Below are 14,343 nucleotides of genomic sequence, written 5' to 3'. Positions count from 1 at the left end.
CCGGTCAGCCGGTACTCCCAGCCCTCCCGTCAGCCGAAGTCGGCCGCGACCAGGTCGTCGACCGGGGCACCGTCGACGAGGTGGTCGAGGGTCCACCTCGTGGCGACGTGCCCGACCAGCAGGACCCGGCGACCGTCCCACCGGGCCAGCAGATCGGTGAGGACGGGTGCGGTCCGCGCGATCGCACCCGTCCAGCTCTCCCCGCCCGGGTACGCCAGCCGTACCCGGGCGGTCCGCTGTGCGAGCACCTCGGCGCTCGGGCGGCCGTTGAGCTCGCCGTAGTCGCACTCCCGCAATCGCCGGTCGAGCAGGAGCGGGATCCCGGACCCGGCGAAGGCGATCCGGGCCGTCTGCACCGCGCGGTGCAGGTCGGAGCAGAACACGGCGGCGAGGCCGTCGCGCCGCCGACGCGGGCTGATCGGATCCTCGGTTGCGTCCGGTGCCGCCGACGGCACCGGACGCAGCCAGGATGTCGATCACCGACCGGTCACTGCTCCGGGGTGACGCTCTCCTGCCGCCCGCCCAGGTGTGCGGCGAAGTGCCGCTCCATCGCCCGGTGCAGGCGCCGCTGGTTCTCCTTGTTCGCGAACCCGTGCCCCTCGTCCTCGGCGAGGATGTACTCCACCGGCACCCCGCGCTCCCGCAGCGACGCGACGATGTTGTCCGACTCGGCCTGCACCACCCGGGCGTCGTTCGCACCCTGGGCGACCAGCAGCGGCGTCGTGATCCGGTCGACCATGGTGATCGGCGACCGGGCCAGCATGTCCGCCTCCTGCTCCGGGACGTCCGGGTCGCCCGCGTACCGGAACCAGGCGTTGACCTGGTACGGCCGGACGAACGGCGGCAGCGTGCGCATGAAGTTCGCCAGGTCGGAGATGCCGACGTAGTCCACCGCGGCGGCGAAGAAGTCGGGCGTGACGGTGACCCCGACCAGCGCGGCGTACCCGCCGTAGGAGCCGCCGTAGATGCCGATCCGGGCGGGATCGGCGTAGCCCTGGGTCACCGCCCACTCGGCGGCGTCGATGAGGTCGTCGTGCATCGCCCCGGCGAGCTCGCCGATCGCCGCCGTGAGGTGCCGGCGCCCGTAGCCGGACGAGCCGCGGAAGTTGATCTGCAGCACCGCGTAGCCCCGGTTGGCCAGGAACTGGACCTCCGGGTCGTAGCCCCAGGTGTCGTTCATCCAGGGGCCGCCGTGCACGAGCAGGACCAGCGGCAGCTTCTCCGGCGCGATCCCCACCGGCAGCGTCAGGAACCCGTGCAGGTCCAGCCCGTCGCGGGCGGTCAGGCGGACCGGTTCCATCGGGGCGAGCGCGTCCGGGTCCAGGTGCGGGAACGGCCGGAACAGCTCCCGGCTCTCCCCGGTCGAGTGGTCGTAGTACCAGGTCACGCCCGGGTTCCGGTCGTGGACGAAGGTCGCGATCCAGCGCTGCTCGGACTCGTCGGAGGACACCGTGCCCAGCACACCGTCGGACAGCTCCGAGAGCCGCGCGTAGACCTCGGCGAAGTGCGGGTCGAGCACCTCGACGTGCGGCCGGTCGCCGGTGAACCGGGCCGCGATCGCCTCGCCGGTGCGCCGGCTGGTGTACACCGTCGGCGGAAGGACGCCGGGCGCCGCGGCGCTGATCACGCACAGGTCGCGGTCCGGGAGTGCGGCGACGACGGTCTGCTCGCCGGTGGCCCGGTCGACCCGGACCAGGCGCAGGTGGTCGGAGTCCTGGTAGATGCCGAGCAGCAGGCCCTGCCCGTCCGGCGTCACCTGCTGCGGGTGCACACCCACCGGGTGCTCGGCGCCGCCGACCCGGCACAGCAGGCGGTACTCGCCCGGACCGTCGACCGCGGAGAACTCCAGCGTGCCGTCGTCGGTGAGGTTCGTGTGGAACGCCGGGTTCCCGTACCGGTCGGGCAGGATGCTCTGCCGCGGGTCGGTCTGCTCCAGGTGCGGGGTGATCTCACCGGTGGCGATGTCGATCCGGAACACGTCGATGAACAGCGGCCGGCGGTTCATCCAGGCCAGGACGACGTCCGGCTCACCGGGGACCGGTTCGGCGCCGAACACCCGCGAGCCCGCGGGCATCGGGGTCAGGTCGACCGCGGGCTCGCCCGGGTCCTCCAGGTCCACCCGGTACAGGTGCCAGTCCTCGTTGCCGTCGGTGTCCTGCATGTACAGCAGGCGGCGGGAGTCCTCGGCCCAGTAGTAGGTCGAGATGCCGCGCCGGGCGTCGTGGGTGACGCAGACGGCGTCCTCGTGCTGCTCGTCGATGCCGCGGACCCAGATGTTGCGACGCCCGTACGCCGGCGCCAGGTAGGCCAGCCGGGTGCCGTCCGGCGAGATCGACGCGCCGCCGGACTTCGCGTCGGTGAAGAAGTCGTCGAGGTCGATCAGCTCGGGCAGGGCCGGCCGGGTCGGTGCCGCGGTCATGCTGGGCTCCCATCTCTCCGGGGGTCGGCGCGAGGCTGTCGCGCCCTGTCCCCCGGAACGGAACACCGTGCCGTCGCGGCAGGGTCAAGCGCGCGTCCGTCGTGTCACACCGTGGTGCACGACGGAACGCCACCCGCGACGTCGATCGACGTCCCGGGTGGCGCACCGCGGCGGCAGCAGATCAGCGACGGTCGTCGCGCCCCAGGGCCCGCGACGGGTCGTCGACGTCGATCTGCTCCTTGCGGACGGTGTCGGACACGCGCTCGTCCTCGGTCACGGTCCGGGTGTCGAGCCGGACCTTCTCCACCGCCTCGGTCTCCTTGCCCACCACCGCACGCTCACGGTGCAGGGTGACCTCGTAGTCCTCGTCCTTCATCGCGCCGCGCCCGGCCTTCGTGCCCTCGGCCACCGGCTCGCGCTCGAGGCGGACCTCCTCGTGGCTGACCGGGACGGTCACCGTCTGGTCCTCGGTGACGACGTACTTGCGCAGCGCGACCCGGCCGGCCTCCTCGGACTCGGTGCCGACCCGCAGCCGCTCCTCGTGGCGCACCATCGCGTCGTCGCCGGAGCCACGGCGGTCGCGGTCGGTGTCCCGGGCGTCGGCGCGACGGTCCCCCTCGCGGCCGCGCTGCGACGGCACCCCGTAGTGGCGGTGCAGTTCGCTCTCGTCGGAGCCGGAGAGCCGCTCGTCGGAGCGCCCCACGTGCGGGCAGTCCTTCACCTTCTGCTTCTCCACGGCGAGCTGCACCGCACCGTCGCGTCCACCGTCACCCATGCCGGCCCCGTCGAGCGGGACGAAGCTCTCCTTCGTCCCGAACAGCCCGGTGTTCACCGTCGCCCAGGTCGGCGCCCCGGTCCGCTCGTCGAGGTAGACCTGCCCGATCTTCCCGACCTTCTCCCCGTGGTTGTCCACCGCCTGCTTGCCGATGAGGTCGCGGGTCATGTCGTTGCTGATCATCCTGCTCGCTCCGTGGGTCTCGGTGTGTGTATCGCGTTGTCGGACAACGGAGGAGTGGACCGGCACGGCCGGGGCCATGCGCAGCACCGGCCGGTCTCCGTCGGACGTGTGGCGGCGGACACACGTCCGGCCCAGCCGTGACCGGACCGCGACGACCCCGGGTGCACGGCGGTCCCGGCTCGGGCGACCCCGGACGGAATGTTTGTGCCGCGCCCGACCGGGACGCCGTCCGGCCCGATCGGGCGGTCGGTCCCGCCGCGGCGGCGCGGCACCCGCGCCGGGCCCGGCCGCGGACTACATTCGGCGCCATCCCGACGCCCCGGGCGGGGCGTCCGAGCCGAACGGGGGCGCGCGTGGCCGGGGGACCGACCGAGGACACGGGCCGGCGCACCCGCGCACCGGCCCCGGACCCGGATGCCCGGCGACGACGGCTGTCCGACGCCGCCGTCGTCCGGGCGGTGGTCTGGGCCGCCCGGATCGTGGGCCTCCTGACCGTCCTCAGCGCGGTGCTGCCCGCCCCGCGCCGGGTGCTGGGCGGCGAGCTGCGCAGCACGCTCGGGCTGCCCCAGGGCGTCGGTCTCGCCGCCCTGGTGGTGACGGCGGTCGCCGGGGCCGGGCTGCTATTCCTGGCCACCGGGCTGCGCCGGCGCAAGCAGCGGGCCTGGTGGGTCGCGACCGGAACCGCGACGTTCCTGCTGGTCGTCAACGTGCTGCACGTCGTCGACCAGCGGCGCGGGATCGTCGCGTGCGTGCTCGTGGCGGCGCTGCTCGGCGCGCTGCTGGCCACCCGGCGGCAGTTCGTCGCCCGGGCCGATCCCGGCGGGCTCGGCCGGGCGGTGCGCACGCTCGTCCAGTTCGGGCTGTCCGGGTTCCTGGTCGTCTGGGTGCTGCTGGCCCTCAACCCGCGCCGCCTGCTCGACGACCCGTCGGTCGCCGCGCAGGCCGCGCAGGCCGCGCTGTCGCTGATCGGGATCACCGGGCCGGTGACGTTCGCCCCGGCGGCCGGGTGGCTCGACGACCTCACCGCGGCGGCCGGGCTGACCTTCGGCGTCGTCGCCGTCGTGACGGCCGGGTACCACCTGCTGCGCTCCCCCGAGCCGCGGCCGTCGCTGGAACCGGCGGACGAGCAGCGGCTGCGCGAGCTGCTCGACCACCCCGGCGGCGACTCGCTCGGCTACTTCGCGCTGCGCCGGGACAAGGCCGCGGTGTTCGCACCCGGCGGGCGCTCGGCCGTGTCCTACCGGGTGCTGGCCGGCGTCGCGCTCGCGTCCGGCGATCCCGTCGGCGACGTCGGGGCCTGGCCGGGCGCGATCGAGTCGTTCCTCGCGAGCTGCACCCGCTACGGCTGGTCCCCCGCCGTCCTGGGCTGCTCCGAGCGGGGCGCGACGGCCTGGGCCAAGGCCGGGCTGGACGCGCTGGAGCTGGGCGACGAGGCCGTGCTCGACACGACGGCGTTCACCCTCGACGGACGCCCGATGCGCGGGGTCCGCCAGACCGTCAACCGGATGCAGCGGATCGGGCACACGGTCGCGGTCACCCGGCTCGCGGACTGCACCGGCGAGGAGCGGACGGACCTGGCCGCCCGGGCGCTGCGGTGGCGGGGCGAGGAGCCCGAGCGGGGCTTCTCGATGGCCTCCTCGCGGGTCGCCGACCCGGCCGACCCGGACGCCGTCGTCGTCACCGCGGCCCGCGACGGCGCACCGAGCGGGATGCTGCAGCTGGTCCCGTGGGGGCCGGACGGGCTGTCGCTGGACCTGATGGTGCGCGACCCGGGCGCCGACAACGGCATCAACGAGCTGATGATCGCCGGGCTGATGGCGGCGGCGCCCGGTCTCGGGGTGCGCCGGGTGTCGCTGAACTTCGCCGTGTTCCGCTCCGCGCTGGAACGGGGCGAGCGGATCGGGGCCGGACCGGTCGCCCGGACCTGGGCCCGGCTGCTGCGCGTCGCGTCCCGGTGGTGGCAGATCGACTCGCTGTACCGCTTCAACGCGAAGTTCCGGCCCGCCTGGCACCCGCGCTACGTGCTGTTCCCCGCGGTGCGCGACCTGCCCCGGATCCTGCTGGTGGCGCTGGAGGCCGAGGGCTTCGGGGGCCGCCCGCCCGCCGTGCTGCGGCTGCTCCGGCGGTGATCGGCGGGTCACACCGGCCCCACCGGGCACAATGACCGGTGTGGACTTCCGTTCCGTCTATCGCCAGAACTTCGTCCGGGTCGCCGCCGCGACCCTGCACACGACGATGGCCGAGCCGGCGGCGAACGCGGCCGCCGTGCTGGAGGTCGCGCGCGGGTGCGACGCCGACGGCGTCGGGCTGGTCGTGTTCCCGGAGCTGACGCTGTCCGGGTACTCGATCGAGGACGTCCTGCTGCAGGACACGCTGCTCGAGGCCGTCGAGCGGGAGCTGCTCGCGCTCGCCGCCGCGACCGGGGACCTGCTGCCGGTGCTCGTCGTCGGGGCCCCGCTGCGGTACCGGCACCGGCTCTACAACACCGCGGTGGTGATCCACCGCGGCCGGATCCTCGGCGTCGCCCCGAAGTCCTACCTCCCGACCTACCGCGAGTTCTACGAGCGCCGCCAGGTCGCCGCGGGCGACGACGTCCGGGACGCCACGATCCGCATCGGCGGGCACGAGCTCCCGTTCGGCACCGACCTGCTGTTCGCCGCCGAGGACCTGCCCGGCCTCGTGCTGCACGCCGAGATCTGCGAGGACCTGTGGGTCCCGGTCCCGCCGTCCGCCGAGGCCGCGCTGGCCGGCGCGACGGTGCTGGCCAACCTGTCCGGCTCCCCGATCACCGTCGGCCGGGCCGAGCACCGGGCGCTGCTGTGCCGCTCGGCCTCCGCCCGCTGCATCGCCGGGTACGTCTACGCCGCCGCGGGCGAGGGCGAGTCCACCACCGACGTCTCGTGGGACGGCCAGACCATGATCTACGAGGCGGGCGAGCAGCTCGCCGGGTCGGAGCGGTTCCCGCAGGGCCCGCGCACCGCGGTGGCCGACCTCGATCTCGACCTCATCGCCGCGGAGCGGCGCCGTCAGGGCACCTTCGACGACAACCGCCGCACCCACGCCGCCCGCACCGGGTCGTTCCGGACGGTCCCGTTCCGGCTGGACCCGCCGGGGCACGACATCGGCCTGCGGCGCACCGTGGAGCGCTTCCCGTTCGTCCCCGCCGACCCGGCACGCCTGGAGCAGGACTGCTACGAGGCGTACTCGATCCAGGTGTCCGGCCTGGAGCAGCGGTTGCGGGCGATCGGGCAGCCGAAGGTCGTGATCGGGGTGTCCGGCGGCCTGGACTCGACGCACGCGCTGATCGTCGCCGCCCGCGCGATGGACCGCCTCGGCCGGCCGCGCAGCGACATCCTGGCGTTCACGATGCCCGGGTTCGCGACGTCGGACCACACCCGCGGCAACGCCGTCGCGCTCTCCGGGGCGCTCGGTGTCACGTTCGAGACGCTCGACATCACCGGCACCGCCCGCACCATGCTCAGCGGGATCGGGCACCCGTTCGGCCGGGGTGAGCCGGTCTACGACGTGACCTTCGAGAACGTCCAGGCCGGGCTGCGGACCGACTACCTGTTCCGGCTCGCCAACCAGCGCGGCGGGATCGTGCTCGGCACCGGGGACCTGTCCGAGCTGGCGCTGGGCTGGTCGACCTACGGCGTCGGCGACCAGATGTCGCACTACAACGTCAACGGCGGGGTCCCGAAGACCCTGATGCAGCACCTGCTGCGCTGGGTGATCTCCTCGCGCCGGTTCGACGACGACGTCAGCGCCGTCCTGCAGTCGGTGCTGGACACCGAGATCACCCCGGAGCTGGTGCCGGCCGGCTCCGGGGCCGAGGTCCAGTCCAGCCAGGCCACCGTCGGCCCGTACGCGCTCCAGGACTTCACGCTCTGGTACACCCTGCGCCACGGGTTCCGGCCGTCCCGGATCGCGTTCCTCGCCGGACACGCGTGGTCCGATCCCGACGCCGGGCAGTGGCCGCCCGGGTTCCCCGCCGACGACCGCCCGTCCTACGACGCCGCCGAGATCCGGCACTGGCTGCAGGTGTTCGCGAAGCGCTTCTTCGCGTTCGCACAGTTCAAGCGCTCGGCGATGCCGAACGGGCCGAAGGTGTCCGCCGGTGGTGCGCTGTCGCCGCGCGGGGACTGGCGGGCACCGTCGGACCTCTCGGCCGCGCTGTGGCTGGCCGAGATCGAGAACGAGGTGCCGGAACACTGACGGCACCCACCGTCACCCTCCCGGCACGGTGAGTCGCACACTCCACCTGACGCAACAGTGGTGCATGTCACCGCGATTTCGGCACCGCTCACCGATCATCACGACGTTTCACCGAGCGGCGTGGAATCGGACGTGCTGCGTGGATCGGCCGGCGACCGCCGCGGGCCGGCCCCGGCGACGTTCCGGACGCGCGACCGGGGACGGCCCGACACGATCTTCCGACCTGCGGCGGAGACGTCTCCACAATGGACGGGCAAAGCCCTTCCGGCGCAGACCGGAAGGGCCGTCCGGCGGTCTCCGCCCCTGGTCCGAGCGGGTGATCGGGACTACTACTGTCCCCGGCAATCGACCTGGAGGTGAGTCTTGGCACTCGCGAACATCCTGTCCGAGATGCCCGATCTGCTCGAACGGACCCTGTCGGAACACACCCCGGACGACCAGGGGTACTGCCGGGAGTGCCGGGACGCGAGCGGGATCAGTGCGACGTGGCCGTGCGTCACCCGGGAGCTGGCCGAACAGGCCCGTTCCATGAACGGGTCCGCCGCACCGGCCGAGGCCACGGGGACCGTGGCCGGGCGCCGGCGGGCGCGCGACCTGGGGTCCGGCCCGCGGGCGGACCGGGACGGCCGGCACCGCTCCCCCTGAGCCCCGCCCGGGGCCACCGCACCGGCCCGCCACCGATCAGGACAGGCGCGCAGGTACTCCCGGCCGGTGTGTCTCGCGGATGAGCACGACCGCCACCAGCGAGATCACCGCGACCGCGACCATGTAGAGCGCGACCGCCAGCGACGACCCGTACGCCTGCTGCAGGGCCTCCGCGATCAACGGCGCGAACCCGCCGCCGACGACCGCCCCGACCGCGTAGCAGAACGACGCGCCGCTGTAGCGGTACCGCGCCTCGAACATCTCCGCGAACAGCGCCGCCTGCGGACCGTAGGACAGGCCCAGCCCCACCGTCAGCACGACGACGGCGAGGGACATCGCGGCGAACCCGGCCGTGTCCAGGATCGCGAAGAACGGCACCGGCCAGAGGACGAGCAGCACCGAGCCGACGAGGTAGACCGGCTTGCGCCCGATCCGGTCCGACCAGATCGCGGCCAGCACGATGCTCACCAGCCAGCTCAGCGAGCCGATGACCACGACCGCGATCATCGTGTTGCGCTCCACCCCGAGCACCCGGGTCCCGTAGGACAGCAGGTAGGCCAGGAACACGTAGCCGATCGCCGTGTTCGCGACGAAGCTCAGCGACGCCAGCACCAGCTCGCGGCGCCGGTGGGCGAACACCTCCACGATCGGTGCCCGGCTGCGCGAGCGGTTCGCCCGCAGCGTCGCGAACACCGGGCTCTCCTCGACCCTGAGCCGGATCACCATGCCGACGACGACCAGCACGAGCGACAGCAGGAACGGGATCCGCCAGCCCCACGCGGCGAACTGCTCGGGCGTGGTCGCGTTGGAGACGGCGAGGAACACCAGCTGGGCCAGGATCAGCCCGGCCGGGACGCCGATCTGCGGGAACGAGCCGAACCGGCCGCGCCGCTGCGGCGGGGCGTGCTCGACCGACATCAGCGCCGCGCCGCCCCACTCGCCGCCCGCGGACAGCCCCTGCAGCAGCCGCAGCAGCACCAGCAGGATCGGCGCCGCGACCCCGATCTGTGCGAACGTCGGGAGCAGGCCCACCCCGACGGTCGCGACCCCCATCAGCAGCAGCGACGCGACCAGCATCCGCTTGCGCCCGAGCCGGTCACCGAAGTGCCCCCAGACGACGCCGCCCAGCGGCCGGGCGATCAGCCCCACGCCGAGGGTGGCGAACGCGGCGAGGGTGCCGGACGCGGGGGACAGCGTGGAGAAGAACTGGCTGTTGAACACCAGCGCCGCCGCCGTGGAGTAGATGAAGAAGTCGTACCACTCGATCGTCGTCCCGATCGCGCTCGTGACCGCGACCCGGCGCATCTGCACCGGCGCGGACCCGGTGGTGTCGGCGATGGTGGCCCCGGACGCGGGTGCGGCACCGGCCTCGCCGCGGCCGGTGGTGTGCTGGTCGCCCATGCCCGTTCCCCCCTCGGCCGGGGCTCCGTCGCGCCGGCTCGCGGACACTGTGCACCGAACGTCCGGTCGGGTAAAGGCGCTCCGGCAACCGGACGTGTGATTCGACCATTCGCCGCACACCGGCGAACGGTCGTCCGGCCGAACGGCCTACCGAAGCGGACATTCCGGCACGGTTCGCTAGCGTCGCCGCCGACAGCACGGACCGGTACCCCGACGGGCCGGGATTCCCCCGATCCCACGCTCCCCGCAGCCCGCCCGGCCCCGTGCCGGAGGAGAACCGTGGTGTCCCGACACCGCCACCGACGGGCGCAGGCCGCCGACATCCGTCCCGGGCTGCGTCACGTGGCCACCGCCGCCGCCGTCGCGAGCGGCACGCTCGCCGTCGTCACGCCGGTCGCCGGCATCGTCCCGGGCCCGGCGGAGGCCGACCTGCGGCTGGCCGCGGAGAGCGTGACCGACCCCCCGGCCGGCTCGGGCGACGACTCCGGCGACAGCGACACCGGCACCGGCGGGCCCGGGCCGCGCTCGGCCCCGGTCGTCGGTGCGGAGATCGTGCGCGACGCCGGGCTGCTCGACGCGGCGGCCGACGCCGGCCGGGCGGCGGCCGAGGAGGGCGAGCGGATCGCCGGGGAGGCCGCCGACCGCGCCCGGCTCGGCGGTACCGGGGACTGCGGGATCGACGTCGACGACCTCGGCGCGGTGCAGGACTGGGTCGCCGAGGCGGCGGAGTTCCTCGGCTGCGCCTACGGCGAGCCCGAGCTGATCGGCGTCTCGCAGCGCGCGAACGCCTCCGACCACCCCACCGGGCACGCGCTGGACCTCATGGTCCGCGGCGAGCGCGGCGACCGGATCGCCGAGTGCGCGCTCGCCAACGCCGAGGAGCTGGGCGTGAAGTACGTGATCTGGGAGCAGGCGATGAGCCACGGCTCCGGCTGGACCGAGATGTCCGACCGGGGCGGCGACACCGCCAACCACAACGACCACGTGCACATCTCGTTCGAGAAGAGCGCCGGGACCGGCGACCCGGACCTGGGGCGCTGTTCCTGACCCGGGTGGGCGGGGCCGCCGGCCCCGCCCACCCGGCGCCGGTCAGAGACCGATCGCGGCCGGGCGCCCGTCGCGCAGGTGCCGGATCGCCACGACCGCGGGCCGCGGCTGGGCCGCGCCACCGTCCGGCCAGTGCGACGCCGGGGCCTCCGGCGACGCGTCGTCGACGTCACCCGGGTGCTGCACGGAGATCAGCACGAACGTCTCGGTGACGACCGGGCCGCAGCACTCGGACCCGACCGGCACGCTCGCGAACAGCCGGGTCGAGCCACGCTGGGGACCCTCCAGGACGACGCCGTAGAGCCCGTCGTTGATCTCCAGTGCCTGCGTGGAGTCGGTGGACACCCACAGGTTGCCGTGCCCGTCGAAGGCGACGTTGTCCGGCGAGGTGATCGGGCTGACCTGGGACTTGTCGAACCCGCCGAAGTACGTCGACGGGTCGTCCGGCGTGCCGCAGACCAGCAGGATGTTCCAGCCGAACCGGGTCGCCGCCGCGTCGTCGGACGCCTCGGTCAGCTCGATGACGTGGCCGTGCTGGTTGTCCACCCGCGGGTTCGGCTCGTCGGCACCGGCCTCGCCCGCCTTGCCGCGGTCGGAGTTGTTCGTGCAGGCGATGTAGACGCGCCCGGTCCGCGGGTTCGGCTCGACGTCCTCGGGCCGGTCCATCTTGGTGGCGCCGACCTTGTCCGCGGCGAGCCGGGTGAACACGAAGACGTCCGCGACGCTCATCCCCGGCACGAACGACGTCGTGGTGGACGCGAGCGGCTTCCACTCCCCGCCGCCGTCGAACCGGCCGTCGGCGGGCAGGGTGCCGTTGCCGGTGATCTCCGCGGCCGGGCTGTTGCCGGTGAACACGGCGACGTAGAGGGTGCCCGACGCCAGCAGGGTCGCGTTGTGCTCGCGCGCCTCCCGGCTGTTGCCCGTGCGCATCGGCGTGTCGGACACGAACTTGTAGACGTAGTCGAAGCGCTCGTCGTCGCCCATGTAGACGACCGGGCGGTCGTCGGCGGTCAGCGCGACCGTCGCGCCCTCGTGCTTGAACCGGCCCAGCGCGGTGTGCTTGACCGGCTTCGACGCCGGGTCGTGCGGGTCGATCTCGACGATGTAGCCGAACCGGTTCGCCTCGTTCGGCTCCTGGGCGAGGTCCCAGCGCGGGTCGAGACGCTCCCACCGCCGCTCCGACGGGCCCTCCTCGAAGCCGTAGCGCTCCAGCCGCGGGTCGGTCACCGGCCCGGAGGCGAAGTAGCCGTTGAAGTTCTCCTCGCCGGACAGGAACGTGCCCCACGGTGTGGTGCCACCGGCGCAGTTGCCGATCATGCCGCGCACGGCGCGCCCGGTCGGGTCGGCCTTCGTGCGCAGCGCCTCGACGCCGGCGGCGGGGCCGTCGAGCACCATCTCGGTGTCGGCGGTGATCCGCCGGTTCAGCTTCCCGGCCCGGTCGTGGTGCAGCTCCCCGCTGCGCGCCTCCCGGGTGACCTCGACGATCCCCCCGCCGTGCGCGGCGATGCCGATCCGGATCTGCTCGTCGGTGGGGTTGTCGGCGTCGTAGCCGCGGAACATCAGCGGCTCGAGCGTGTACTCGTGGTTGGAGTACATGACGTAGCGGTGGCCGTCGCCGTCGATCGGCAGGATGCCGCAGAAGTCGTTGTTGTAGCCGAACTGGCGAGCCTGGGCCGCGGCCGTCTGGTTCTCGAAGTCGAACTCCGGGGCGTCCGGGAAGATCGGGTCCCCCCAGCGGACGACGACGTTGCTCGCGTAGTCCTTCGGCACCCGGACGGTGTCGTCGAGGTTCGGCGCGACGGTCTCGAAGCGCAGGCCGCGCGGCGGCTCACCCTGGCCGGCCGCGGCGCCCAGCGGGTGCACGGGGGCGGCCGGACCGGGGGCACCGGCCGCGGCGGTGCCCGAGAGCGCCACCCCCGCACCGGCGGTCAGACCGACGACCGCACCGGCGCGGAGCATCCCGCGGCGGTCCAGCACGGTCTGCAGGACGTCACCGAAATACCCGTTCGACGACGTGTTCGGCTCCGGCTTCGAGCACGCGTCGCCGCACTTGTACCGGCAGGTCAGCCCCTGCCGGCCGGGACGGAGGCGGTCGAGGAGGGGGAGCGTGCGGAGGGCGCCGGCCGCGGGGGCGTCGCCGGGGCAGCAGTCGGCCACGGTCGTTCTCCTGGTGTTCGTGGTGGGATGGCTCCACCGCATCCCAGCACCCACGTCCTCCGTACGGGTGAGAGCCAGATGGCCACCGGATGAACGACCGCGCCGCCCGGCGTGGTCTCGGCCACGCACTGCTCCGTCCGGGGGCACCTGGTCCCGATCGTGTCCGTGCGCGGCTGCGGCGGGTCATGTGCCGCGTGCCCTCGCCGGACCGGGCCAGTCGGGCCGGGTCGTTCGCGCCGGTTCTGCGACGCGCCACCCCTGCCGAAGCCGACCGGGGACCGTCCTCGCCCTGGTCCGAACTCGGCCGTCCGTGCCGAGATGCACGTCATGGGGCCATCGAGGCCCGGGAACCCCGCTGATGTGCATCTCGGCGCGGGTATCGGACCGATCGGGTATCGGCGTACGGAGGGTGCGCGACGGATCAGGGGCGGGCACCGGATCGACAGGCTGGAACGGGGGCACCGGGCCAGGGCACGCCGGGAGGGACCGCCGGGCCCGGCACCCGCGTCAGACGATGCCCTGGCGCGCCGCGGTGTAGACGATCTCGGTGCGCCGCCGCACCTCCAGCTTGTCGCGCAGGTTCCGGACGTGGAACTTCACCGTGGCCTCGGAGATCCGCAGCCGGGCCCCGATCTCGCGGTTGCTCATCCCCACGGCCAGCAGCCGCAGCACCTGGTTCTCGCGGTCGGTGAGCAGCGAGGTCCGGCAGAGGTCGGCACCGGCCGCGGGAGCGGGGTCCGGCTCGCGCAGCACCTGCAGCGGGCCCGCCGCCGCGCTGCCCGGGTCGAAGACACCCTCGCCCCGCAGCACCGCACGCAGCGCGCGCACGATCTCCGCGGTCTCGGCACCCTTGCGGAGGTAGCCGTGCACACCCGTCCGGACGGTGCGCATCATCGTCTCGCGGTCGACGCACCCGGTCAGCACCAGGATCTTCGCGCCCCGGCAGCGTTCGAGCAGGGCGCGGACGAGATCCAGCCCGGGACGCTGGTCCCGGCCGAACTCGATGTCGACGACGATCGCGTCGGGGCGGGCGCGCTCGGCCGCGATCAGCGCGTCGCGCGGGGAGGCCGCCTCACCGGAGGCGACCAGGTCCGGCTCCGCCGTGAGCAGCGCCCGCAGCCCGTGCCGGACGACCGGCTCGGAGTCCACGACCAGTACCCGCGCCGCCCGGCGGACCACGTCCGGGCCGTCGCCGCGGCCCGGCAGATCGGTGGCCTGACGAACGGCTTCGAGCGTCATCGCTGTCCTCCGGATACGTCGTCGCGGGCCGCCTGCGATGGCGACCGCGGCAACCGTAGGCAGCGCGACGTTGCCCGCACGTTGCGCGCGACCCGTCCGCGGCCGACGGTGTCCGGGGTGCGGGCACGCCCCCGGCGGCCCGGCCGACAGGGGTGCGGGTCCCCGATCGGCGGGTATGCTCGCGATCCCGGACTGGGAACGGTGGGTGGCGGACCCGCGACGGAGCGGAGTACCGCGAGTGGCGAGGGCGCCGGCGCGCCCC

Annotated in this window: 10 protein-coding genes; 4 read left to right on the top strand and 6 right to left on the bottom strand. The window is 74.0% G+C overall.

From position 1 onward, the window contains the following. Positions 1 to 29: 29 nt before the first annotated feature. The 3 genes from AFB00_RS16655 to AFB00_RS16645 form a co-directional block, all read right to left on the bottom strand. Entirely contained in the window at positions 30 to 455 is a 426-nt protein-coding gene (locus AFB00_RS16655; RefSeq protein WP_197519557.1) for a histidine phosphatase family protein, read from the bottom strand. A gap of 32 nt (positions 456 to 487) precedes the next feature. After that, a complete protein-coding gene (locus tag AFB00_RS16650) occupies positions 488 to 2,419 on the bottom strand; it encodes a S9 family peptidase (RefSeq protein WP_068798002.1) in 1,932 nt (643 codons plus the stop codon). Positions 2,420 to 2,600: 181 nt separating this feature from the next. Next, positions 2,601 to 3,377, bottom strand: a complete 777-nt coding sequence (locus tag AFB00_RS16645) for a DUF2382 domain-containing protein (RefSeq protein WP_068798001.1) — start codon at positions 3,375 to 3,377, stop codon at positions 2,601 to 2,603. A 353-nt stretch (positions 3,378 to 3,730) separates the two neighbouring features. On the opposite strand from AFB00_RS16645, the gene AFB00_RS16640 reads away from it, so the two are divergent. The 3 genes from AFB00_RS16640 to AFB00_RS16630 all read left to right on the top strand — a co-directional run bounded on the left by AFB00_RS16640 (position 3,731) and on the right by AFB00_RS16630 (position 8,237). Then, complete coding sequence (locus AFB00_RS16640) at positions 3,731 to 5,506, top strand: phosphatidylglycerol lysyltransferase domain-containing protein (protein ID WP_083275576.1); 1,776 nt, start codon at positions 3,731 to 3,733, stop codon at positions 5,504 to 5,506. A gap of 31 nt (positions 5,507 to 5,537) precedes the next feature. After that, positions 5,538 to 7,592, top strand: coding sequence for an NAD(+) synthase (locus AFB00_RS16635; protein WP_231973957.1), 2,055 nt, complete (start codon positions 5,538 to 5,540; stop codon positions 7,590 to 7,592). A 363-nt stretch (positions 7,593 to 7,955) separates the two neighbouring features. Continuing rightward, positions 7,956 to 8,237: a hypothetical protein gene (locus AFB00_RS16630; RefSeq protein ID WP_068798000.1), complete on the top strand. Its 282-nt coding sequence runs from the start codon at positions 7,956 to 7,958 to the stop codon at positions 8,235 to 8,237. Between the two features lie 36 nt (positions 8,238 to 8,273). Here AFB00_RS16630 and AFB00_RS16625 read toward each other — a convergent pair whose 3' ends face one another. Further along, positions 8,274 to 9,542, bottom strand: a complete 1,269-nt coding sequence (locus AFB00_RS16625; RefSeq protein ID WP_068800381.1) for an MFS transporter — start codon at positions 9,540 to 9,542, stop codon at positions 8,274 to 8,276. 378 nt (positions 9,543 to 9,920) lie between these two features. On the opposite strand from AFB00_RS16625, the gene AFB00_RS16620 reads away from it, so the two are divergent. After that, positions 9,921 to 10,685, top strand: coding sequence for a hypothetical protein (locus AFB00_RS16620; protein WP_156819569.1), 765 nt, complete (start codon positions 9,921 to 9,923; stop codon positions 10,683 to 10,685). 42 nt (positions 10,686 to 10,727) lie between these two features. Here AFB00_RS16620 and AFB00_RS16615 read toward each other — a convergent pair whose 3' ends face one another. Together AFB00_RS16615 and AFB00_RS16610 are read right to left on the bottom strand one after the other, a co-directional pair. Then, a complete protein-coding gene (locus AFB00_RS16615; RefSeq protein WP_068797998.1) occupies positions 10,728 to 12,842 on the bottom strand; it encodes a PhoX family protein in 2,115 nt (704 codons plus the stop codon). 507 nt (positions 12,843 to 13,349) lie between these two features. Continuing rightward, entirely contained in the window at positions 13,350 to 14,081 is a 732-nt protein-coding gene (locus tag AFB00_RS16610; protein WP_083275573.1) for a LuxR C-terminal-related transcriptional regulator, read from the bottom strand. Positions 14,082 to 14,343 lie beyond the last annotated feature (262 nt).

The organism is Pseudonocardia sp. HH130630-07 (genome assembly GCF_001698125.1).
Taxonomy (GTDB): Bacteria; Actinomycetota; Actinomycetes; order Mycobacteriales; family Pseudonocardiaceae; genus Pseudonocardia.
This window is presented reverse-complemented; position numbering and strand designations above follow the sequence as displayed.

Excerpts from the sequence above, each read along its gene's own strand:
- AFB00_RS16635 (WP_231973957.1), top strand. The coding sequence starts at position 5,538 with ATGACCGGTGTGGACTTCCGTTCCGTCTATCGCCAGAACTTCGTCCGG.
- AFB00_RS16650 (WP_068798002.1), bottom strand. The coding sequence starts at position 2,419 with ATGACCGCGGCACCGACCCGGCCGGCCCTGCCCGAGCTGATCGACCTC.
- AFB00_RS16625 (WP_068800381.1), bottom strand. The coding sequence starts at position 9,542 with ATGCGCCGGGTCGCGGTCACGAGCGCGATCGGGACGACGATCGAGTGG.
- AFB00_RS16610 (WP_083275573.1), bottom strand. The coding sequence starts at position 14,081 with ATGACGCTCGAAGCCGTTCGTCAGGCCACCGATCTGCCGGGCCGCGGC.
- AFB00_RS16645 (WP_068798001.1), bottom strand. The coding sequence starts at position 3,377 with ATGATCAGCAACGACATGACCCGCGACCTCATCGGCAAGCAGGCGGTG.